The sequence below is a fragment of the Micromonospora sp. WMMD734 genome, assembly GCF_049178975.1.
Classification (GTDB): Bacteria; Actinomycetota; Actinomycetes; order Mycobacteriales; family Micromonosporaceae; genus Micromonospora; species Micromonospora wenchangensis.
Map to the genome: position 1 here is coordinate 1444166 of NZ_JBMHMK010000001.1, position 23213 is coordinate 1467378.

The following is a 23213-nucleotide window of genomic DNA, read 5'->3' on the forward strand; positions in this document are numbered from 1 at the left end:
ATGCGTGGTCCGACCCCGGCCCGGTGGCGGTGGTCACCCGGGGTGTGTGTCGGTCACCACCCGCGACGGCCGGTGGGGCGGGCGGCCGAGCGTGAACCGGATGTTTCCTGACCGTTGCCGTTTGCTTCTTGACAGCTCAGGTCGCCGCGCGCATGCTCTGCTAAATCAGTTTAGCGGCTACTTTTGGCAGGTCGGGTGGCACCCTCGGTGACCCTCGGCATGGTCATCGGTAACGACATCGCGTGCTGCGGCGGCACGCCGACGGCGACGTACTGTTGCGGCTGGTCACCCACCGTGACGGTCTGCCGACCCGGCCCGCACTGCCGCCGGGGCACGCACGGAAGAGTCGAGGAGTCCTCAATTGGCTACACCACTGGCAAGGTTCTCCCGCCGGACGGCGCTCCTGGCCCCCGTCCTGGCGTTGGGGCTGGCCGCGACGGCGTGCAGCGCCCCCGGGGCCGACGACGCGCCGAGCACCGGCGGCGACGCCACCGTCAGCACCGAGCTGGGCAGCGACCCGATCACCCTGGAGATGTACGCCGAGACCGGCTTCCCGCTGGCCAAGGCGCTGGCCGACGAGTTCACCAAGCAGCACCCGAACGTGAAGTTCAACATCCGCGAGGACCAGTTCACGGTGATCGTGGAGAACGCGCCCCGGGTGATGGCCTCGGACAACTCGCCCGACATCATCCGGCTCCCCACCATGGTCGACCTGGTCAAGGACGACCTGCTCAAGAACCTCGACCCGTACTTCGACGCGTACGGCTGGGACAAGTTCCCCGCCTCCCAGCTGGTGCAGCTGCGGGTCGGCGACGGCGGCACCACCCGGGGCACCGGGTCGCTGTGGGGGATGGGCCTCGGCTACAGCGTCACCGGGGTGTTCTACAACAAGAAGCTGGCCGAGCAGGTCGGGATGACCCAGCCGCCGGCCACCATCGCCGAGTTCGAGGAGCTGCTGGCCAAGGCCAAGTCCGCCGGGGTGCAGCCGATCATGCAGTTCAACAAGAACACCGCCGGCATCAACTTCCCGCACCAGGCGTTGCAGAACCAGTTCGGCGACCCGGCCCAGGTGGCCGACTGGATCTTCCAGAAGCCGGGCGCGACGTTCGACACCCCGGCCGCGCTCAAGGCCACCCAGACCATCCAGAAGTGGGCCCAGGCCGGCTACTTCCCGAAGGACGCCAACGCGCTGGACTACGCGAGCATGGTGGGCGAGTTCCAGAAGAACAACGGCCTGTTCATGTTCAACGGTGACTGGGAGTCGGCCAACCTCGACAAGACGATGCCGGGCAACGTCGGCTTCTTCCTGTTCCCGACCGAGTCGGCCGGCGGCAAGCACGTGGCGATGTCCGCCCCGAACACCTTCGGCATCGGCGCCAAGGCCAAGAACCCCGACGCCGCCGCGTACTTCCTGAACTGGGCGCACACCAACGCCACCGCCCGCGAGATCGCGGTCAAGATCGGCGGCTCCAGCCCCGGTGGCCCGAGCGACCTGCCCGTGCCCGCCGCCGCCCCCGGCACCGTGCTCGCCGAGACGCTCAAGGCCTCCCAGCAGCTCGGCGAGGAGAACGGCGCGGTGGACTTCACCGCCAACGCCACCGGTGGCATCTTCGCCGCGGCGATCACCCCCGAGATGCAGAAGCTGATCGCCGGTCAGCAGACCCCCGAGGGGTACGTGAAGGCGGTCCAGGCCGAGTACGCGAAGGAACTGTCCCGATGACGTCTGCCCTCGGCAGCGCACCGGCCGGGCGGGGCGGGCCGGTGTCCACACCGACCCGTCCCACCCGTCCCTCCGCCGCGCGGGCCCCCCGGAAACGGTGGGCCCGCGCGGGCGGGACGGGCTGGCTCTTCGTCCTGCCCGCCGTGCTGATGTACGCGGTGTTCGTGCTGCGCCCGCTCGCGCTCACCATCCAGTACTCGTTCTACAACTGGAACGGCATCGGGGTGGCCCGCTGGGCCGGGCTGGACAACTACCTCACCGTGTTCACCGACAGCGACCTGTTGAAGATCATCGGAAATGCGCTGGTCCTGATCGTCTTCTTCAGCTTCGTCCCGGTCGCGCTCGGCCTGCTGGTGGCCAGCCTGGTCCGCCGGATCACCACCGGCGCGTTCGGCACCGTCGTCCGCACGGTGCTGTTCCTGCCCCAGGTCATCCCGCTGGTCGCGGCGGGCATCGCGTGGAGCTGGCTGCTCTCGACGAACGGGCTGATCAACCAGGTGCTGCGTGCGGTCGGCCTGGGCGGGGTGGCCCGCGCCTGGCTCGGCGACTTCGACACCGCACTGCCCGCCGTCGGCGTGATCGGCGCCTGGGTCCTGCTCGGCCTCTGCACGATCCTGCTGGTCACCGGCATGAGCAAGATCGACCCCGCGCTGTACGAGGCGGCCCGCCTCGACGGTGCCGGCCCGGTCCGCGAGTTCTTCGCCGTCACCCTGCCCAGCCTGCGCCAGGAGATCGGCGTCTGCCTCACGGTGACCATCATCGCCGCCCTGGCCAGCTTCGACATCGTCTACATCTCGACCAGCGGCGGCCCCGGCCTGCAGACCACCGTGCCCGGCCTGGAGATCTACCGGCTGGCCTTCTCGCAGCGGCAGGTCGGTCTCGCCTCGGCGCTGGCCGTCGTGCTGATGCTGCTGGTGCTGCTCTGCGTGCTGCCGATCCAGCGACTGACCCGGGGGGACAAGTCATGAACCTGAGCCGGCGCGAGAACCTGACCGGCCGGGTCTTCCTGCTCGTCCTGGTCGTGGTCACCCTGCTGCCGTTCGTCAGCATGCTCTCCGCGGCGTTGCAGCCCCGGGGCACCGTGCCCAGCGGCCTGGCCTGGCCGTCGGACCCGCAGTGGAGCAACTTCGCCGACGCCTTCACGGTGGCGAACATGGGCGCGCTGCTGCGCTCCAGCCTGCTCATCGTGGCCGGGGTGGTGCCGGTCTCGGTGCTGATCGCCACCATGGCCGGCTTCGGGCTGGGCCAGCTCCGGGTCCCCGGCGGCCGGATCGTGTTCGCCCTGCTGCTGCTCGGCCTGACCCTGCCGTTCGAGGCGGTGGTCACCCCGCTGTACTACCAGATGCAGGATCTCGGCCTGCTCAACACCCGCTGGGCGATCATCCTGCCGTTGATCGGGCTCTACATGCCGTTCGCGGTGTTCTGGATGCGGGCCCACTTCAGCAACGTGCCGGTCGAGCTGTCCGAGGCGGCCCGGGTCGACGGCAGCACCACCTGGCAGCTGTTCTGGCGGGTCCAGGTGCCGCTCGCCCGGCCGGCCATCGCGTCGCTGACCATCCTGATGTTCCTCTGGACGTGGAACCAGTTCCTGCTGGCCATCGTCCTGGTCGACGACCCGGCCAAGCGGACGATGGCGGGTGCGCTCGGGGCGTTCCAGGGGCAGTGGGGCACCGACCTGGTGCTGCTGTGCGCCGGCTCGCTGCTGATCCTCACCCCGACCCTGATCGTCTTCCTGATCTTCCAGCGTCAGTTCATCAAGGCCCTGATCCAGGGCTCTCTGAAGGGATAGCAGTGGCCCCGCAGATCCACGGCGACGCCGACGAACGGTACGGGCGGGTGGCCGACGTCTTCCGCGAGAACTTCACCGACCGGGGGGAGGTCGGCGCGGCGGTCACCGTCTACGTCGGCGGCCGACGCGTCGTCGACCTGTACGGCGGGACCGCCGACCCGCGCACCGGCCGGCCCTGGACGGCCGACACCCCGGTCGTCGTCTACTCCTGCACCAAGGGCATCCTGGCGATCTGCGCCTACCTGCTGGTGCAGCAGGGCCGGCTCGACCTGGACGCGCCGGTCACCCGCTACTGGCCGGAGTTCGGCCAGCAGGGCAAGGCCGACATCCCGGTGCGCTGGCTGCTCACCCACCAGTCCGGCCTGCCCGCGCTCGACCGCCCGTTGACCCTCGACGAGGTGCTCGCCTGGGACCCGGTGATCACGGCGATCGAGGCCCAGGCCCCGCTGTGGGAGCCGGGCACCGCACACAGCTACCACCCGATGACCTACGGCTGGCTGATCGGCGAGGTGATCCACCGGATCACCGGCCAGCTTCCCGGCGCGTTCTTCCGGGACGCCCTGGCGACGCCGCTGGGCCTGCGCACCTGGCTCGGGCTGCCGGCCGCCGAACGCGACACGGTCGCCTGGAACATCGCCCCGCCGCCCGAGGCGGAGCCGTTCGTCGACCCGGTGGCCGACCGGGGGATCACCATGGGCGGCGCATTCGCCTTCCCCGCCGACGACGCCGGCCTGGTCAGCTTCAACGACCCCGCCATCCAGGCCGCCGGCATCCCGGGCGCGGGCGCGGTGAGCACCGCCGACGGGTTGGCCCGGCTCTACGCCGCCTGCGTGTCGCCGGTGGTGGGACCGCCCCTGCTCGACCCGGCGTCGATCGACGACGCGACCGTCGTACGGTCCCGGGGCCAGCAGCGGCACGGGCCGCCGGACACCGGCCAGCGCTGGGGCACCGGTTTCCTGCTGCACTCCCCGCCGGCCCGGCCGCTGCTGTCCGAGCGCAGCTTCGGCCACGACGGCGCGGGCGGCAACCTCGGCTTCGGCGACGACGCCCACCAGGTCGGCTTCGGCTACGTGGTGAACCAGATGCAGGGCATGGGTGACGAACGCGCCAACCGGCTGACCGCCGCCCTGCGGTCCTGCCTGGACGACTGACCGGCCGGACCCGACGCGTCGCGCCCCGGGCGTCCCGACGAGGGACACCCGGGGCGCGCTGCCGTCGGCCGCCGCGCCGGCTCAGCGGCCGGTGGGCGCCGGCTTGCGCTGGGCCAGCAGCCAGCGCAGGATGCGGCCGTCCTCGTAGGTGGGCCCGAACGCGGCGTGGTAGTCCGGGAGGGTGAACGCCGAGTCGGCGTACTCGGTGTAGCGGACCAGGTCGGCGATCTGCGCCGGGGTCCTGCCCCGGGACTCGTACGCCTGCCGCAGCGCGGTCGCGGAGTTGCGGGCGCCCGCGACGGGGAGCAGGTGGTCGTGCTCGCCGTGGGTGATCCAGACCGGTACCCCGGCGGCGGCGATCGCGGTGGCCTGGCCGGCGTCGACCGGGAAACCCCCGGTGACCAGCCCGCCGGCGAACAGGTCCGGCCGCTTGGCGAACGCCTCCCACAGCAGCTGCGAGCCGTACGACACGGTGGTCGCGTAGACCCGGCGGCGGTCCACGGCGTACTCGTCGACGAAGCTGTCGAGCAGCTTGACCAGCAGGTCGGCCTCGGCCACGCCGCCGACCCGCTGGTGCTGCGGGGCCAGCACGATCACGTCCTCGCGGCTGCCGGTCCAGCCCGGCTGCGACCAGGCGGTCGCCGGGATGTCGGCGGCGAGTTGGACGCCGAGGTTGTCGCCGTCCCAGCCCATCCCGTGACCGGGCAGGACGACCATCAGCGGGTAGCTGCGGCCCGGCCGGTAGTCGCGCGGCAGCCGGTAGTGGTAGGGCAGCACGGTGCCGGCGCTGACGAACGAGCCGGAGCGGAACGCGTCGACCTCGCGGTCGACAGGCGGCTCGGTGACCGGCCGGGACTCACCCGGGGTCGCCCTGGCCAGCACCGGGCCCCTGCCGAGGCCCCGGCCGGGCTGGGCGTGCACGTCCTTGCGCTGCACCACCCGGGTGGGCAGCTCGGGGTTGACCTTCACCGAGCAGAGGAACGTCGGGCACTTGGAGACGATGACCGTCCAGCCGCCGGGGTCGGCCGGGTCCAGCTCGACGATGACGTACCGGCCGGGGGCCGAGCGGTGGTCGGGGCGCAGGGCCGGCGCACTGTTGGTGTAGGTGCGGGTGACCGTGCGGTCGGCGAGCTTCGGCAGGTCCTCGATGGGGTTGAAGCGGAAGTTGTAGATCGTGTCGGCCACGGTGAAGGTGCCGTTGTCCAGGGTGCGGGGGTTGACCGTCGCGCCGTACTCGACGGCCACCGCGGAGACCTTCTGGCCGTAGGTGTAGACGGTGGTGATCGGGGTGATGCTGCGGATCGCGTCCCGGCCGCCGCGGTCGGCGTCGGGCGCGGCGTACGCGACGCCGGCGGGGGCGACCAGCACGAGTGTGGTGACGAGCGGGATCAGTCCGGTGCGCAGTCTCATCCGGGTCCTTTCCTGGGGACACGGCCGCCCGACGCCGGTTGGTCCGGCTCGCCGGTCGCCGGGTCGGGTCCGGCCCGGCGTCGACCGACTGTGCAGAAAGGACGGTCGCTAAACTGATTTAGCAGAGCATGGTCGTCGGCCCGCGTCGTGTCAATGGCGAGCCCGTAACAAGCCGGAAACCTGGCGTGACGATCGCGTCGACGTGCTCCGGCCCGGTGGCCGGCCTCCGGTGCGGGGTGCCGCGAACCGGTTCGCTGGCCAGGGCCCCGGCGGTCGGTCGGGCCCGGCGGACGGGTGATCCACGCGGTGTGCCCCGTTACGAGACCGTGACGTCCGGATTTCCGGGGGACTGTTGACGGCGGCGATGTGAGCGCTAACACTACCCCGAAAGGTGACAGGTGGTCCCCGCAGTCGGCGGGAGTTCCGGAGAGGAGAAACCTGTGCGCAGGAAATTCCTGGTCGCGCTCGGCGGCGCGGCACTGGCGTTCAGCCTGGCCGCGTGCAGCGGCGGGGGTGCCGGCAGCGGCGGTGACACCAGCGACAAGAAGCCCGCCGACCTGACCATCGGCGTCTCCATGCCGACCCAGACCTCGGAGCGGTGGATCGCCGACGGCAAGGCGGTCAAGGAGAAGCTGGAGGCCAAGGGCTACAAGGTCGACCTCCAGTACGCCGGCGACGACATCCCCACCCAGTCCCAGCAGGTCGACCAGATGATCACCCAGGGCGCGGACGTCCTGATCATCGCGGCGATCGACGGCACCGCGCTCAGCGGCCAGTTGGACGCCGCCGCCGCCGCGAAGATCCCGGTCATCTCCTACGACCGGCTGCTGCTGGGCAACAAGAACGTCGACTTCTACGTCAGCTTCGACAACTACAAGGTCGGCGTCGCCCAGGCGACCGCCCTGCTGGTCGGCCTCGGCCTGCAGACCAAGGACGGCGGCAAGGGCACCGCGACCGGCCCGTTCAACGTCGAGCTGTTCGCCGGCTCGCTGGACGACAACAACACCCAGTACTTCTGGGGCGGGGCGATGGACACCCTCAAGCCGTTCATGGACAACGGCACGCTGAAGGTCAAGTCCGGCCAGACCCGCATCGAGCAGGCGGCGATCCTGCGCTGGCAGCAGGAGACCGCGCAGAAGCGGATGGAGGACCTGCTCACCTCCGGCTACAACGACGGCACCGTGGTCAACGGGGTGCTGTCGCCGTACGACGGCATCTCCCGGGGCATCATCACCGCCCTGCAGAACGCCGGCTACGGCAAGGGTGCCAAGAAGCTGCCCGTGGTGACCGGTCAGGACGCCGAGATCGCCTCGGTCAAGCTGATCAACGACGGGGTGCAGAGCTCGACCGTCTTCAAGGACACCCGGCTGCTCGCCGAGCAGGCCGTCATCGCGGCCGAGGCGTTCCTGCAGGACAAGGAGCCGCAGGCCAACGACACCACGACCTACAACAACAAGGTCAAGGTCGTGCCGTCGTACCTGCTGCCGATCGAGACCGTCTACAAGGACGACATCACCAAGGTGCTCGTCGACTCCGGTTACTGGTCGGCCGACGAGGTCGCCGCCGGTCAGGCCAAGAAGTAAGTCGGTCGTCGGGCGCGGCGGTCACGGCCGCCGCGCCCGACGCATCGTGAGCCCGCCTCAGGCTTCGACGATCAGGACGCTGACCATGGACGACACCATCCTCGAGATGCGACGCATCACGAAGACCTTCCCCGGGGTGACCGCGCTGGCCGACGTCTCCCTCGCGGTGCGCCGGGGAGAGATCCACGCCATCTGCGGCGAGAACGGCGCCGGCAAGTCCACCCTGATGAAGGTGCTCTCCGGGGTGCACCCGACCGGGTCGTACGACGGCGAGATCGTGCTGGACGGCAAGCCGGTGCACTTCCGGGGCATCCGCGACAGCGAGTCCCAGGGCGTCGTCATCATCCACCAGGAACTCGCCCTGGTGCCGCACCTGTCGATCGCCGAGAACATCTTCCTCGGCAACGAGCGGCGCGGCCCGGGTGGCCTCATCGACTGGAACCGCGCCAACGCCGAGGCCGCCGAGCTGCTGGCCTCGGTGGGCCTGCACGAGAACCCGGTCACCCCGGTCATCCAGCTCGGCGTCGGCAAGCAGCAGTTGGTCGAGATCGCCAAGGCGCTGTCCAAGAAGGTCCGGCTGCTCATCCTGGACGAGCCGACCGCCGCGCTCAACGACATCGACTCCGCCCACCTGCTCGACCTGCTGCGCCGGCTGAAGGGTCAGGGCATCACCTGCATCCTGATCTCGCACAAGCTCAACGAGGTCACCGCGATCGCCGACGCGACCACGGTCATCCGGGACGGGCGCACCGTGGAGACCCTCTCGCTGGCCTCCGGGGAGGTCACCCAGGAGCGGATCATCCGGGGCATGGTCGGCCGGGACCTGGACAGCTTCTATCCCGACCGGGTCTCGTCACCGGGGGAGGAGGTGCTGCGCATCGAGAACTGGAGCGTGCGCCACCCCACCCAGGACCGGCTCGTCGTCGACGACGCCAGCCTGGACGTCCGCGCCGGTGAGGTGGTCGGCATCGCCGGGCTGATGGGCGCCGGGCGTACCGAGCTGGCGATGAGCGTGTTCGGCCGCTCGTACGGCCGGGACGTGCGGGGCCGGCTGTTCGTGCGGGGCCGGGAGGTCCGGGCGAACAGCGTCGCGGAGGCCATCGAGCACGGCATCGCCTACGTCACCGAGGACCGCAAACGGTTCGGTCTCAACCTCATCGACGACGTACGGCGCAACGTCTCCGCCGCCGCGCTGGGCCGGCTGGCCCGCCTCGGCTGGGTCAACGGCAACGAGGAGATCAAGGTCGCCGAGCAGAGCCGGCGCGACATGAACATCAAGACGACCAGCGTGATGGCCGTGGTGGGCAAGCTCTCCGGCGGCAACCAGCAGAAGGTCGTCCTGTCGAAGTGGCTGTTCACCAACCCCGACGTGCTGATCCTGGACGAGCCGACCCGGGGCATCGACGTCGGGGCGAAGTTCGAGATCTACACGATCGTCAACCGGCTCGTCGCCGAGGGCAAGGCGGTGATCCTGATCTCCTCGGAGCTGCCGGAGCTGCTCGGCATGTGCGACCGCATCTACACCCTCGCCGCCGGCCGGATCACCGGCCAGGTGCCGGTGGCCGAGGCGACCCAGGAGAACCTCATGGATCTGATGACGAAGGACAAGGAGCGCGTGGGATGACCAGCGTCAAGACCTCATCGCCGCCGTCCCCGCCGCCCACCGGGAAGAGCCCGGGCGTCGCCCTGCACGCCGGCACCAGCGACCTGCGGGCGCTGGTCATGAACAACCTGCGGCAGAGCGGCATCTACGTCGCCCTGGTCGTCATCGTCGGGCTCTTCGCCGTGCTCACCGACGGGGTGTCGCTGAGCCCCGGCAACATCACCAACATCGTGCTCCAGTACTCCTACATCCTGGTGCTGGCGATCGGCATGGTCATCATCATCATCGGCGGGCACATCGACCTGTCGGTGGGTTCGGTGGTGGCGTTGACCGGGGCGGTCTCCGCCGTACTGGTGATCCGGGAGGGCTTCCCCTGGTGGGTGGGCATCCTGGCCGCGGTGGCCGTCGGGGTCGCGGTCGGCGCGTGGCACGGCTTCTGGGTGGCGTACGCCGGCATCCCGGCCTTCATCGTGACGCTCGCCGGCATGCTGCTGTTCCGGGGCCTGACCCTGCGGGTGCTGGACAACATCTCGCTGTCCCCGTTCCCCGCCGACTACCAGCAGGTCGCGGCCGGGTTCCTCAACGGCCTGCTCGGCGGGGAGGGCTTCGACGCGTTCACCCTGCTGATCGGCGTGATCGCGGTGGCCGGTTACGCGGTGAGCGGCTTCCGGACCCGGGTGGCCCGGGTCCGCTACCAGCAGCCGGTGGAGTCGTTCCCGCTGTTCGTCGCCCGGGTGGTGCTGGTGGGCGCGGTCATCATGTACTTCGCCTGGCAGTTGGCGCACGCCCGGGGCCTGCCGATCGTCCTGATCATCCTGGCCGCGCTGGTGCTGGTCTACGGCCTGCTCACCCGGCGTACCGTCTTCGGCCGGCAGGTCTACGCGATCGGCGGCAACCTCTCGGCGGCGATGCTGTCCGGGGTCAAGGTGCGCACGGTCAACTTCTGGATGTTCGTCAACATGGGCTTCCTGGCGGCGGTGGCCGGGGTGATCTACTCCTCGCGCTCCAACGGCGCACAGCCCGCCGCCGGCAACATGTTCGAGCTCGACGCGATCGCCGCCGCGTTCATCGGCGGCGCGGCGGTCACCGGCGGGGTCGGCACCGTGGTCGGCGCGATGGTCGGCGGTCTGATCATGGCGGTGATGAGCAACGGGATGCAGCTCATGGGCATCGACCAGTCCATCCAGTCGGTGGTCAAGGGCCTTGTGCTGCTCGTCGCCGTGGCCTTCGACGTCTACAACAAGCGTCGCGCCGGCGCCTCCCGCTGACCGGTGCCGCGGCACCCGCCGCGTCGTACCCCCTCGCCCGGACATCCCGGGTCGGGTCGGACAGTTCCGACCCGACCCGGGATGTCGGCATTTGCGCTAGTCGATCGTGTCCGCGCTGTTTCAGCTTGACGAGCATCATGTTATCGCTCACAGTCTATGGATAGCTGAAGCCGTTCCCGCAGCGGCTGGTCGGCAGCCCCGACCCATCGCTGCGCCGCGTCGGGCGCCATCGCGGACGCGCCGCCGAGTGAACGTTGACATCGGCAGGCTTCGAACAATGCGACGACGGTGGCCCCGGGCCGGACCCGGGGCCACCGTCGATCGACCGTTGGTGAGGGAGGGTCATGGTAGCCATGGGACAGGTGCCGGTCACGGTCCGGCGACGGCGCGGCTGGTGGTCACGGGTCGTCGCCGCGCTGATGACGCTGCTGGTCGGCGGTGGGCTCGTCGTGGTCCAGTCGACCGGGGCGGCGGCGGCCACGGTGGACACCACCGCCTGGTACGTGCTGGTCAACCGCAACAGCGGCAAGGCGCTGGACGTGTACAACTTCGCCACCAACGACGGCGCGCGGATCACCCAGTGGACCCGTGGCGACGGCACCAACCAGCAGTGGCAGTTCGTCGACTCCGGCGGCGGCTACTACCGGTTGAAGTCGCGGCTGTCGGGCAAGGTCCTCGACGTCTACAACCTCTCCACCGCCGACGGCGCGTCGATCGTGCAGTGGACCGACGGCAACGGCACCAACCAGCAGTTCCGGCTGGCCGACTCGGCCGACGGCTACGTCCGGCTGCTCAACCGCAACAGCGGCAAGGCCGTCGAGGTGCAGAACGCCTCCACCGCCGACGGCGGCAACATCGTCCAGTACACCGACTGGGGCGGCACCAACCAACAGTGGCAGCTCGTCCGGGTCGACGGCGGCACCACCCCGACCACGCCGCCGCCCACCACACCCCCGGCGAGCGGCTCGTTCACCAACCCGGTGGTGTGGCAGGACTTCGCCGACGTCGACATCATCCGGGTCGGCGACGCGTTCTACCTGTCCGCCTCGACCATGCACTACTCGCCCGGCGCCCCGATCCTGCGCTCGTACGACCTGGTCAACTGGGAGTTCGCCGGTCACTCGGTGCCCAGGCTGGACTTCGGTGCCAAATATGACATGTCCGGCGCTCGGGCGTACGTCAACGGGATCTGGGCGTCGACGCTGAACTACCGCCCGAGCAACCGCACCTACTACTGGGCCGGCTGCATCGACTTCGCCAAGACCTACATCTACACCGCCACCGCCGTCGACGGGGCCTGGAACCAGCACTCCACCATCAACAAGTGCTACTACGACGCCGGCATGCTGGTCGACGACAACGACACCATGTACGTCGCCTACGGCAACACCCAGATCAGCGTGGCGCAGCTGTCGGCGGACGGCAAGAGCGAGGTCCGCAGCCAGCAGGTGTTCTCCACCCCGTCGAGCGTGGGCACCCTGGAGGGGGCCCGGTTCTACAAGCGCAACGGCAGCTACTACATCTGGCTCACCCGGCCGGCCAACGGGCAGTACGTGCTGAAGTCGTCGAGCCCGTTCGGCCCGTACGAGATGCGTCAGGTGCTGCTCAACATGCCGGGCCCGATCTCCGGCGGCGGCGTGCCGCACCAGGGCGGCCTGGTGCAGACCCCGGCCGGCCAGTGGTACTACATGTCGTTCGTCGACGCCTACCCCGGTGGGCGGGTACCGGCGCTGGCCCCGATCACCTGGACCGCCGACGGCTGGCCGCAGATCCAGACGGTCAACGGCGGCTGGGGCGCCTCGTACCCGAACCCGCTGCCGACCCGACCGGTCAAGCCGCTGACCGGCACCGACACCTTCAGCGGCAGCACCCTCGGCCCGCAGTGGGAGTGGAACCACAACCCGGACAACACCAAGTGGTCGGTCAACAACGGCCTGCGCCTGCAGACCGCCACCGTCACCAACGACCTGTACAGCGCCCGGAACACGGTCACCCACCGGATCCAGGGGCCGACCTCCACCGCCACCGTCGAACTCGACTACTCGGCGCTGCGCGACGGCGACCGGACCGGGCTGGCGGTGCTCCGCAACTCGTCGGCCTGGATCGGCGTCCGGCGCGACAACGGGGCCACCCGGGTGTCGATGACCAACAACCTCACCATGGACGGCAGTTGGCGGACCACCAACACCGGCACCGAGATAGCATCCGCCCCGGTCAGCGGAGGCCGGATCTGGCTGCGGGCCACCGCCGACATCCGTCCCGGCTCCGGTCGGCAGGCCCGGTTCTCCTACAGCACCGACGGGGTCACCTTCACCGCGCTGGGCAACGCGCTGACCCTCGACAGCACCTGGCAGTTCTTCATGGGCTACCGGTTCGCCCTGTTCAACCACGCCACCCAGGCCCTCGGCGGCACCAGCACGATCCGTCAGTTCCAGCTCAGCACCCCCTGACCCGACCCGGGGCGCGGCAGCGGAGCAACCGGGCCGCCCGTACCGTCGGCACCGCCACGCGGGCCGGTCGGTGCGGGTGGCCCGCCGCGTCGGGCCGTCGGCCGGCACGCACACGACGGGGCCGCCCCCTCGCAGGGGCGGCCCCGTCCGCTGCACCGCCGGTCCCGCACCGTCTCGCCAGCGGTGCGGGACCGGCGGTGGTCCCTACGGGTTGGCGACGAACCGCCAGCGGTTGTCCGCGCTGCCGTTGTCGGAGTCCTGCACGGCCTGCGCCCCCTGGGCGGTCGAGCCGTTGAGGATGCCGAGCAGCTTCCCGCTGTTGACGTTACGGATCTTGTAGGTGCCGTCACCCTGGCTCAGCAGGGTCCACCGGTGGTCGGCGGTGCCGTTGTCCGCCCACTGCAGCACGCGGGCGTTGTCGGCGGTGGACATGTTCTCCACGCCGAGGACCTTGCCGCTGTTGACGTTGCGGAACCGGACCGCGTCGCCGTCGGTCACCACCACCCAGTTGTGGTCGGCGGTGCCGGTGTCACCCCACTGCAGGGCCAGCCCGCCGTCGGCGGTGGACATGTTCTGGATGCCGAGAACCAGGCCACTGCCCACGTTGACGATCCGGGTGCTGCCGCCGGTGCTGCCGCCACTGGTGCTCCAGTAGACGGTGTAGTTGAAGCCGTGCGCGTCGTAGAACGGCCCGAGGTTGACCGTGGAGCCGTTCGCGGTGGCGGTGAACGCCAGGGTGCTGGTGCTCGTCCGGGTCACCGACGAGGTGTTCAACGACGGCAGGGCGCTCAGGCCGGTGTTGCCGTAGTTGCCGGCGAGCACCGCCGGGCCGTACGTGAGGGCCGCGACGTTGGCGTTGTCGTTGCTCGGCTGCACGACGACCTTCATCGGCAGCCGTACGGTGACGGTGTCCCCGGCCGCCCAGGTGCGGGTGACCGTGGCGTAGCTGCCGGGGGTGGTGGCGACGCCCTGCGTCTCGCCGTTGACGGCGATCGTCGCGCCGGTGGCCCAGGCCGGGATCCGGACCCGGATGCTCCACGAGCCGCTCATCGACCCGGAGAGGGTGAGCGTGCTGGTGTCGCTGGCCGGGTAGCTGGTGCTCTGGGTGACCGTGATCCCGCGCTGCGACCAGGTCAGCACCGACGGCACGAACAGGTTCACCGTCAACGTGGTGTCGTTGTAGAAGTAGATCGAGTCCATCAGCTTGGTGTTCGCCTCGATGCCGGTGCCCTGACAGCACCAGAACGAGTTGTAGTCGGTGCTCCAGGTGCCGCCGCCCCAGGCCGGGCCGACGCCCCGGCGGCCACCCGGCTTGAGCGGGGTGAAGTAGGTGACGTGGCCGTGGCCGTCGGCCGGGTTCTGCGCGCCGACGACGTGGTTGAGCAGGGCACGCTCGTAGAAGTCGAAGTACGCGACCCGGTTCGGGTCGAGCAGCCACAGCTCCCGGGTCAGCTTGAGCATGTTGTGGGTGTTGCAGTGCTCGCAGGTGTCGTTGGTCAGGTACCCGGCGATCGCGTTCGGCGGCCGGAAGTGCTCGGCCTGGCTGTTGCCGCCGATGACGTAGCTGTGCGCGTTGACGGTCATGTTCCACGCGTTGCCGGCGATGTCCCGGTACCGGGTGGTGCCGGTCGCCTTGAACTCCCGCGCCGCGCCGATCCACTTGGGCACCTGGGTGTTGGCGTGCTTGCCGTTGAGCTGGTCGGAGTTGCTGGCGAGCGGGTTGAACACGCCCGCGTGGTCGAACCGCTGGGCGACGGTGAGCCAGCGCCCGTCGCCGGTGTGCTGGTAGATGTCGGTCAGCGCCTCGTTCATGCCGCCGAACTCGGTCTCCAGCATCGCCTGCATCTGGTTGTAGCTCAGCCGCGACGTGCGGGTGTCGACCCAGCCGGCCAGCGCCAGCAGCACCGTGCGGGCCTGCGTGTTGCCGATGTAGCGCCACACGTCGAGCAACCCCATGAGGGTCTTGTGGATGCAGTAGTAGGGCACGTTGCCGTTGGACAGCGTCCGGGCCTCCAGCGCCGCGAAGTCCGACTCGGGGAAGCCGGACAGGTAACCCGCGGTGAACCCGGCCGCGCCGTTGTTGGCCTGACACTTCGCCAGCTCGGCCACCATGTAGTTGGCCTTGTCCCGGCAGGTGGTGTCGCCCAGCACCGCGTACGCCTGCGCCCAGGCGGTGAGGAAGTGCCCCTGCATGTGGGTGCGGAACGGGAAGGACGGCGCGTCCCAGCCCCCGTTGGTCGCGGCCCCGTTGGTGCCCAGCCGGTGGTTGGCCCGGAAGTTGTAGAGCATCCGGTCGACGTCGACGAACCGCAGGTAGCTCAGCGTCCGGTTCTGGTTGTCCAGCAGCCGGCCGGCGGTCAACCGGACCTGACCCAGCTCGAACGGGTACGCCGAGACGCCCAGGTCGGCGCGGACCGGGGGGACCACCAGTGCCGCACCGGCCGGCCCGGACCCGAGCAGGGTGCCACCTGCGGCGGAGGCGAGCGCGGTGGCGCCGGCGGCCTGGAGAAGCTGGCGTCGGTTGAGGGACGGGACGGACATGGGAACCTCCAGCGGACCGGATCACGGGCGAGCGCCCGTCCGGATGGTCGTACGGACGGTGGTGTCGGGTGGTGGGTGCCGGCCCGCCCCGGTGGGGCGGAGCGGGCCGGCGGAACGGTCAGCCGCGCGGCGGGGTCACGCGGGGGTACAGGTCAGGTCGGTCGGTGGCTGGTTGCTGCCGGTGGTCGAGCTGATGTAGCCGACGGTGGTGGAGCCACCCGCCCCGAGCTGCCCGTTGTAGGCGGCGTTGGTGACGGTCACCTGGTTGCCCTGCTGGGTCAGGGTGCCGTTCCACGCCTGGGCCACCGTCTGCCCGCTGGGCAGGGTGAACGACACCCGCCAGCCGGTGATCGGGGTGGACCCGTTGGTGATGGTCAGCTTGCCCTCGAAGCCGCCCTGCCAGGTGTTGACCACGGTGTTGGTGGCCGTGCAGGCCGTTCCGGAGGGGGTCGTCGGAGCCGGCGTCGTCGGGGCCGGGGTCGTCGGGGTGGGGGTGGGGGTCGCGGTGGGCGTCGTGGTGGGCGTCGTGGTCGGGGTGGGCGTCGGCGTGGTGCCACCGCCGCTGAACTGCCACCAGTTGACGTTGAACAGGGTGCCGCTGCCGCCGGTGAACCGCAGGTACATGTCGTGGGTGCCGGTCGCGCCGGACACCGGACAGGAGACGGTCTGCCAGTTCTGCCAGCCACCGGTGACCGGCACGGAGCAACTGGCCACCCGGGTGCCGGTGGCGCTGTCCAGCCGGACCTCGATGGTGCCGCCGCTGCCGGCCGAGGCCACCCGGGCGTTGAAGGACGTCGCGCCGGAGCCGAAGCCGACCCCCTTGACCTTGATGTAGTCGCCGTTCTCGATGAAGCCGACGTTCATCCCGCCCTCGCTGGACGCCTCCGTCTCGATCCCGGAGCCCCAGGCGATGGTCTCGGCCTCCTGCCGCACGTACGGGTTGAGGGTGCCGATCTGCGGCGCACCGGTGCTGGTCATGTTGATCGTCGGGATGGTGCCGTTGGCGCCGTAGCTGAACTTCTCCACCGCGACCGACCGGGTGTAGCCGCCACCGCCGGGCAGCGCGCCGTTGTGGTAGAAGAAGTACGACCCGCCGTTGAAGTCGACGATCCCGGCGTGGTTGGTGAAGCTGCCGCCCTGCCGGGGCATGACCGTGCCCCGGTAGGTCCACGGCCCGGTGGGTCCGGGCGCCGTGGAGTAGCCGATGAACTCCGAGCAGCACTCGGCGGCGAACACGTTGTAGTAGGTCCCGTTGCGCTTGAAGACCCAGGGGCCCTCCTCGTAGAGGGTGGGGCGGGTGGCGTTGCCGTTACGGGTGCCGTATCCGGCGGTGGTCAGCGGGATCTTGGTGACACTGCCGGAGTACGAGATCATGTCGGCGTTCAGCTTGACGTACCACAGGTTGGGGTTGCCCCAGTAGAGGTACGCCTGCCCGTCGTCGTCGATGAAGACGGTGGGGTCGATCTCGCCGTTGGCCGCCAGCGGCCGGCCGATGGCGTCCCGGAACGGGCCGGTGGGGCTGTCGCTGACCGCCACCCCGATGGCCATCGAGTTGGTCGACTTCGCGGTCACCGGCACGTACCAGTAGAACTTGCCGTTGCGGGCGATGACCTGGCCGGCCCAGGCGTCGGCCTTGGCCCAGCTGAAGGTAGCGACGTTGAGCGGCGAGCCGTGGTCGGTCCAGTTGACCATGTCGGCGGAGGACCAGACCCGCCACTCCTTCATGGTGAACCAGGTCGAGCCGTCCTCGTCGTGGCCGGTGTAGAGGTACACCCGTCCGTTGTGCACCAGCGGGGCCGGGTCGGCGGTGTAGATGTGCTGGACGATGGGGTTGTCGGCCTTGGCGGTGCCGGCCGGGAGCAGGGTCGAGACCAGGAGCAGGGCCGCCAGCCAGGCGAGGGTACGCCGAAGTCGGGTCAGCGGTGGCAGTGCGGGTTTCACCAGTACCTCCCAGTGTGGGCGATGCGTGTCGTGGGGCGTCACGCCTCGGTGGCCTCCCCGGACTCCGCCGACGCTCCGGCCCTGCGCCGGTGCTGTCGGAACTCGTCCGGGTTGCCCGCCGTGCGGGTACGCAGGTGTGGCGTCACGGTCGGCGATCGCGCTCCCGGCCGGCCGGCTACGGCACTGCGGTCGGCGCGCGGTCGCGTCAGGACCCCACGGTGGCGGTGGACGACGTGCGCCGGGGGATCCGGGTACGTCGAGGTGTCGATGCGACCCGGCGGCGTGCAGCGTCCACGGAGGTGCCCGGAGGTGTCCCACCGACGTCGCCCGTGCCCGCACTCCGCTCCGCCGCCCGGATTCCGGGGGTGGAGCGGGGGAGACGTGCCCTTCGCTCCCGCGGCCGACGGTATCTTGTTATCGTTAACACCCGCAAGCCATTGACGTTCGTTGGTTACCTCGGCGTCATCGCGGACGCCCCGCCGGGGCCGGTCCGCCGCAACGACGGGTTGGTCCACCCGCCGCCGGGGGTCAGCGCACCAGCCGCCCGGTGTCCGGCCCGCCGCGCCGGACCAGCCAGGCCTCGGTGATGTGGGTGACCATGGCCTCGGCCGCGCCGTCCGGGTCATGGGCCGCGATGCGCTCGTAGATCCGCCGGTGCCCCCGGTTGGACGCCACGCACAGCGCCCGCTCGGACCGGCCCATGTAGCGGGCGGTGTTGACCACCTGGCTCTCCAGCGACCGCACCACGCCCCGGGCGATCCGGTTGCCGGACGCCTGCATGATCACGTCGTGAAACGCCCGGTCGTGCTCGTGGTAGGCGACCTGGTCGTCGACGAGTTCGTCCATCCGGTCGACCAGGGCGCGCAGCCGGTCGACGGTCTCCTGGTCGGCCAGCCGGGCGGTGACGTTGGCCATGTCGGACTCCAGCACCCGCCGGGTGGCCACCAGGTCGTCGAGAATGGTCAGGCTGTCGTCCTCGGCGATGGTCGCGGCGAGCACGAGCTCGTCGAGCATGTCCCACATCGACGGCGGGGTGACGATGGTGCCGCTGCCCTGGCGGACCTGCACCAGGCCCTTCTCCTGGAGGATCTTGACCGCCTCCCGGACGACCGTGCGGCTGACCGAGAACGCCTCGCACAGCGCCGGCTCGGGAGGCAGCGGGGCGCCGGGCGGGTGAACTCCGCGTACGATGCGTTCCACCAGTTCCGCGGTGACCGCCGTGGCGAGGTTGGCCGGTCGTCGGGCCCAGCTCGGTGGCGTCGACGCGTTCAGGGTTGCCTCCCGTGCCGTCATGTCCCCTCCAGTGACTCCCGCGGACCGCGCCACGACCTGACTGCCGCGAATTCTACGTCCCACTGTTGACGTCATACGTCATACGAGTTACTTTCTCGTCAATTCATGCGTCTCGATCAGCGCAATCGACCGAGTTCGAAGGTGAGCAGCGATGAAGCAGCGAGCAGTGTGGTCGGCCGTCCTCGTCGCGGCGCTGGCGCTGGCCGGCTGCGGCAGCGCCGGCGGAACCCGATCCCCGTCCGGCGGGGCGGACGGGAAACTGGTGGTCTGGGACTGGAAGTCCGGCGAGGCGTCCTCAGCCGCGTACCTGCAGAAGGCGAAGGCCGACTTCGCCCGCAAGCACCCCGGCGTCACCGTCGAGTTCGTCGCCCAGCCCTTCGAGCAGTACTACACGCTGCTCGGCACGGCGATCCAGGCCGGCAAGGGTCCGGACGTGATCCTGTTCAACGGCGGTGGCCAGCTCCGGGACCGGGCCGACGCCCTGCTGCCCCTCGACGAATACCTGGCCGAGGACCGGCAGCGGCTCGCCGGCTGGGAGGCGTTCAGCAAGGACGGCAAGACCTACGCCGGCCCGGTCACGTTGCAGGGCCACCCGATCTACTACAACCGGACCCTCTACGCCAAGGCCGGCCTCGACCCCGCCAAGCCGGCCACCACCTGGCCGGAGTTCGTCGCCAACTGCGCCACCCTCACCCAGCGGACCGGCACGAAGTGCCTGGCCCTCGGCAACAAGGAGGGCTTCGGCATCCAGTTCTTCCTCTCCGCCTTCGGCACCGGCGTGCTCACCCCGCAGGAGCAGGACGCCTGGATCGCCGGCAAGCGGGACTGGACCTCCCCCCACGTCAAGCGGATCTTCGCGCTTTGGAAGGAGACCCAGGACGCGAAGCTGAACAGCGACGGGGCGAACTCGACGGCCATGTTCAACGACGCCTTCGCGATCTTCCAGGCCGCGAAGGCGGCCCACGTCATCGGCCTGATGTCGGACGTGGGGCACTGGAAGGACTTCAGCGAGTTCGTCCCGGCCGAGAATCTGGGCGTGATGCGCGCCCCGGTCGTCGAGCCCGGTGCCACCCCGAACCTGCCCTTCGACGGCGGCATCGGGTACGGCGTCGCCAGGTGGACGAAGGACCCGAAGGTCGCCGCCGACCTGGTGCGCTCGCTGACCTCGACCGACGCGCTGAAGTCGTTCTACGCCGACGCCGGTGCGATCGCCGCCGACACCACCATCGACGTGTCCCAGGGCGGCCCGGCGGTGGCCACCATCGTCGCCGACCTCAAGGCCGGCAAACCCGCCCTGCACGTGGCGCTGTCCTCGAAGACCCTGGACCTGATGGGCCGGCTCTCCCAGCAGCTGTTGAGCGGCTCGGTCACCGTCGACGAGGCGGTGAAGCAGCTGGCCGCCTCCGACCAGGCCGGCTGAACCGTGCCGGTCGACGAGGTGACACCGGCGCTCCGCCCGGCCCCCACCGGCCCGCCGCGACGGGCCGCGCCCGGGTCGCGGGCCACCCCGCCGCACGGTCGCGGCGGCCGACGTTCCGAGCGTCTCGCCCCCTACGTGCTGCTCGCCCCGGCCCTGCTGATCCTGCTGCTGCTGCGGTTCTGGCCGCTGCTGCTCGGGGTCAACTTCTCCTTCACCGGCGACGGCGACCGCGACGGGCTGGCGGTGGGGCTGGACAACTACCGGGAGCTGTTCGGGGATCCCCTGTTCCGGGGCGCGCTGCGCAACGTCGGGCTGCTCGTGCTGCTGCTGCCGGTGGCGGTGGCGATTCCCGGCCTGCTGGCCACCTTCATCTACCTGCGGGTCCCCGGGCACCGGCTGTACCGCAGCGTCTACTTCTTCCCGGCCGTGCTGTCGCCGGTCATCGTCGGGGCCATCTTCAACCTGCTGCTCGCCTTCGACGGCCCGCTCAACGCCGTGCTCGGCGGGGCCGGCCTCGGGCCGGTGGACTGGCTGGGCGACCCGGACGTGGCCATGTTCGTGGTGGTCGGGGTGCACGTCTGGGCGACCTTCGGGATGGCGCTGGTGGTGTTCCTCGCCGGCTTCGCCACCCTGGACGCCTCCCTGCTGGACGCCGCCCGGGTGGACGGCGCGTCACTGCCGCAGACCATCAGGCACGTGATCGTGCCCAGCCTCTCCCGCACCATCCAGTTCGTCGTCGTCACCACGATGATCGGGATGCTGACCTCCATGTTCGGCCTGCTCTACGTGATGACCAGCGGCGGCCCGGAGGGCTCCACCTACCTGCCGGAGTACTACATCTGGATCCAGCAGGGGCAGCTGAACCGGCCGGCGCTCGCCTCGGCCGCCTCGACGGTGCTCTTCCTCATCATGCTCGTGGTGGGGCTGTTGCAGATCAGCCTGCTCCGGCGGGCGGTGAGGGAGGCGTGATGTCCCATATGCGGTGGGGGCGGTGGCTGCTCGCCCTCCCGATGGCCGTGCTGGCCCTGGCGACCGTCTACCCGCTGGCGTTCACCCTCAACGTGGCCATGAAGACCCGCCGCGAGTACGTCCTCGACCGGTTCTCCCTGGCCGACGCCCTGCGCTTCGAGAACATCGGCGCGGCGTGGAACAGCGTGGGGATGGCCCGCTACCTGGCCAACTCGGTGGGCGTGGTGACGGCCTCGGTGCTCCTGCTGCTGCTGTTCGGCTCGATGGCCGGTTTCGCGTTGAGCCAGCTCCGGTTCCGGGGCTCGTCGGTGCTCTTCCTGTGCTGCCTCGCGGCGCTGTTCGTGCCGTTCCAGGTGATCATGGTGCCGCTGGCCCGGGTGATGGCCGACGCCGGCCTGGTCGACACCTACCCGGGGCTCGTGCTGGCCTACGTGGCGCAGTTCCTGCCGTTCACGATCTTTCTGATGACCAGCTACTACAAGACCATCCCGACCGAGATCATCGATGCGGCCCGGATCGACGGCAACAGCGTCTACGGGGTCTACCGGCGGATCATGCTGCCGCTGGGCACCCCGGCGCTGCTGTCGGTCGGCATCCTCGACGCCCTGTTCTGCTGGAACGACGTGCTGATCGCGTTGCTGCTGATGCCCTCGGCCGAACACCGCACGCTGATGGTCGGGGTCACCTCGCTGCGCGGCCAGTACTCCGACGACATCCCCACCTTCGCCTCCGGGGTGCTGATCGCCGCGGTGCCCGTCCTGGTGATCTACCTCTTCCTCCAGCGCCAGATCGCCGACGGTGTGGCCGCCGGCGCCACGAAGGGCTGACATGCGGATCACCGGATACCGGACCCTGACCACCGTGCAGGACTGGGGGCGGCCCGTCGGCGACGCCAACGGCGTGTTCGCCGACGGGGTGACCGCCGTGCCGATCGTCCTGGTCGAAACCGACGAGGGCATCACCGGCGTCGGCCTCGGACCGCACACCGACCTCGAACGGATCTTCGCCGCGATCGACGGGGAGGACCCCCGCGCGGTGACCACCCTCTACGACCGGATGCTGCGGCAGACCTTCAAGGCGGGCCACGCCGGCTCGGTGTTCGGCACCATCGGGGCGCTGGACACCGCGCTGTGGGACATCAAGGCCCAGGCGGCGGGGCAACCCCTGTGGCGGTTGCTCGGCGGGCGCGACCGGCGGGTGCCCGCCTACGCCTCCGGCCTGGACATCGGCCTGGACGACGACGCGCTCGCCGCCACCTACGAGCTGTACGCCCGGCACGGGCTGCGGGCCGCCAAGCTCAAGGGCGGCCTCGACATCGAACGGGACCGGCACCGGTTGCACGTGGTCCGGGAGGTGCTGACCGAGGCCGGCCGGGGGCAGCGGCCGGGCCTGATGCTCGACGTGAACGAGGCGTGGACCCGCAAGCAGGCCGTCCGGCACGTCGGCGAACTCGAACGCACCCTGGACCTCGTCTGGATCGAGGAACCCGTCCGCCGGTGGGACGCCGAGGGCCTGGCCGTGGTCGGGCGCGGGATCCGGGCGTCGGTGGCCACCGGGGAGAACCTCACCGGCCTGGAGCAGTACCGGCCGCTGATCGCCGCGGCGGCGGTCGACGTCGTACAGATGGCCGCGGTGTGGGGGGTCACCCACTTCCTGCGGGTGTCCGCCCTGGCGCACGCCTACGACCTGCCGGTCAGTCCGATCGGCAACCACCCCGTCGGCCTGCTGCACGCCGCCACGTCGGTGCCCAACCACATGGTCAGCGAGTTGCAGGACCTCCACCCGCCGGTCGGGATCACCCGCGACCTGCACGTCGAGGACGGCGCGTTCGTCCTCGGCGACACGCCGGGGCTGGGCGTCACGGTCTGCGAGGAGGAGATCGGCAGCTACCCGCGCCGCTCCGACGTACCGACGCCGGACGGTCCCAACGTACGGCCGGAACGGGCCGGCCGTCGGCTGCTGGCCGGGCCCGACCCGGCCGCCATCCCGGCCGGGCGGTACGGCACACCGCTGCCCGACGCCCCGACGCACCACCACGACGGCCTGCCGTCAGCCGTCCCGCACTGACCCGACCG

Annotated in this window: 16 protein-coding genes; 12 read left to right on the top strand and 4 right to left on the bottom strand. The window is 70.4% G+C overall.

Annotation, left to right across the window (positions count from 1 at the left end; genetic code table 11):
• The first annotated feature begins 361 nt into the window (after positions 1 to 361).
• From ACN267_RS05910 to ACN267_RS05925, 4 genes are read left to right on the top strand one after another with little or no spacing between them, the layout of a single operon-like run.
• Entirely contained in the window at positions 362 to 1720 is a 1359-nt protein-coding gene (locus tag ACN267_RS05910) for an ABC transporter substrate-binding protein (protein ID WP_281896666.1), read from the top strand.
• The gene (locus ACN267_RS05915; protein WP_204960358.1) at positions 1717 to 2688 is read left to right on the top strand and encodes a carbohydrate ABC transporter permease; all 972 of its coding nucleotides are present in this window, start codon (positions 1717 to 1719) and stop codon (positions 2686 to 2688) included. Before ACN267_RS05910 ends, ACN267_RS05915 begins: the two co-directional genes overlap by 4 nt.
• On the top strand, positions 2685 to 3509 hold the full coding sequence (locus ACN267_RS05920) for a carbohydrate ABC transporter permease (RefSeq protein ID WP_421488138.1): 825 nt from the start codon (positions 2685 to 2687) through the stop codon (positions 3507 to 3509). The genes ACN267_RS05915 and ACN267_RS05920 overlap by 4 nt, the downstream gene beginning before the upstream one ends.
• Before the next feature lie 2 nt (positions 3510 to 3511).
• The gene (locus tag ACN267_RS05925) at positions 3512 to 4660 is read left to right on the top strand and encodes a serine hydrolase domain-containing protein (protein WP_421488139.1); all 1149 of its coding nucleotides are present in this window, start codon (positions 3512 to 3514) and stop codon (positions 4658 to 4660) included.
• 81 nt (positions 4661 to 4741) lie between these two features.
• Here ACN267_RS05925 and ACN267_RS05930 read toward each other — a convergent pair whose 3' ends face one another.
• Positions 4742 to 6070, bottom strand: coding sequence for a hypothetical protein (locus ACN267_RS05930; protein WP_281896671.1), 1329 nt, complete (start codon positions 6068 to 6070; stop codon positions 4742 to 4744).
• Positions 6071 to 6510: 440 nt separating this feature from the next.
• On the opposite strand from ACN267_RS05930, the gene chvE reads away from it, so the two are divergent.
• The 4 genes from chvE to ACN267_RS05950 all read left to right on the top strand — a co-directional run bounded on the left by chvE (position 6511) and on the right by ACN267_RS05950 (position 12974).
• Positions 6511 to 7653, top strand: a complete 1143-nt coding sequence (chvE, locus tag ACN267_RS05935; RefSeq protein WP_204960361.1) for a multiple monosaccharide ABC transporter substrate-binding protein — start codon at positions 6511 to 6513, stop codon at positions 7651 to 7653.
• Between the two features lie 85 nt (positions 7654 to 7738).
• A complete protein-coding gene (gene mmsA / locus ACN267_RS05940; protein ID WP_204960362.1) occupies positions 7739 to 9277 on the top strand; it encodes a multiple monosaccharide ABC transporter ATP-binding protein in 1539 nt (512 codons plus the stop codon).
• Entirely contained in the window at positions 9274 to 10524 is a 1251-nt protein-coding gene (gene mmsB / locus ACN267_RS05945) for a multiple monosaccharide ABC transporter permease (protein WP_204960363.1), read from the top strand. The genes mmsA and mmsB overlap by 4 nt, the downstream gene beginning before the upstream one ends.
• A gap of 344 nt (positions 10525 to 10868) precedes the next feature.
• Positions 10869 to 12974: a family 43 glycosylhydrolase gene (locus ACN267_RS05950; RefSeq protein WP_421488140.1), complete on the top strand. Its 2106-nt coding sequence runs from the start codon at positions 10869 to 10871 to the stop codon at positions 12972 to 12974.
• 204 nt (positions 12975 to 13178) lie between these two features.
• Here the strand turns inward: ACN267_RS05950 and ACN267_RS05955 are convergent, their stop codons facing one another.
• The 3 genes from ACN267_RS05955 to ACN267_RS05965 all read right to left on the bottom strand — a co-directional run bounded on the left by ACN267_RS05955 (position 13179) and on the right by ACN267_RS05965 (position 18749).
• Positions 13179 to 15515, bottom strand: a complete 2337-nt coding sequence (locus ACN267_RS05955) for a beta-L-arabinofuranosidase domain-containing protein (protein ID WP_204960365.1) — start codon at positions 15513 to 15515, stop codon at positions 13179 to 13181.
• 135 nt (positions 15516 to 15650) lie between these two features.
• On the bottom strand, positions 15651 to 17456 hold the full coding sequence (locus ACN267_RS05960; protein ID WP_281896681.1) for a family 43 glycosylhydrolase: 1806 nt from the start codon (positions 17454 to 17456) through the stop codon (positions 15651 to 15653).
• Between the two features lie 528 nt (positions 17457 to 17984).
• The gene (locus ACN267_RS05965) at positions 17985 to 18749 is read right to left on the bottom strand and encodes a FadR/GntR family transcriptional regulator (RefSeq protein ID WP_421488141.1); all 765 of its coding nucleotides are present in this window, start codon (positions 18747 to 18749) and stop codon (positions 17985 to 17987) included.
• Between the two features lie 151 nt (positions 18750 to 18900).
• On the opposite strand from ACN267_RS05965, the gene ACN267_RS05970 reads away from it, so the two are divergent.
• The 4 genes from ACN267_RS05970 to ACN267_RS05985 are packed head-to-tail and all read left to right on the top strand — an operon-like array spanning position 18901 to position 23205.
• Complete coding sequence (locus ACN267_RS05970; protein WP_204960367.1) at positions 18901 to 20169, top strand: ABC transporter substrate-binding protein; 1269 nt, start codon at positions 18901 to 18903, stop codon at positions 20167 to 20169.
• An 18-nt stretch (positions 20170 to 20187) separates the two neighbouring features.
• Positions 20188 to 21138, top strand: coding sequence for a sugar ABC transporter permease (locus ACN267_RS05975; protein ID WP_307821386.1), 951 nt, complete (start codon positions 20188 to 20190; stop codon positions 21136 to 21138).
• Entirely contained in the window at positions 21138 to 21965 is an 828-nt protein-coding gene (locus ACN267_RS05980; protein ID WP_281896692.1) for a carbohydrate ABC transporter permease, read from the top strand. Before ACN267_RS05975 ends, ACN267_RS05980 begins: the two co-directional genes overlap by 1 nt.
• A 1-nt stretch (position 21966) precedes the next feature.
• Positions 21967 to 23205 (top strand): mandelate racemase/muconate lactonizing enzyme family protein, encoded by a 1239-nt coding sequence (locus tag ACN267_RS05985; protein WP_204960369.1) that lies wholly within the window; start codon positions 21967 to 21969, stop codon positions 23203 to 23205.
• The last annotated feature ends 8 nt before the right edge of the window (positions 23206 to 23213 follow it).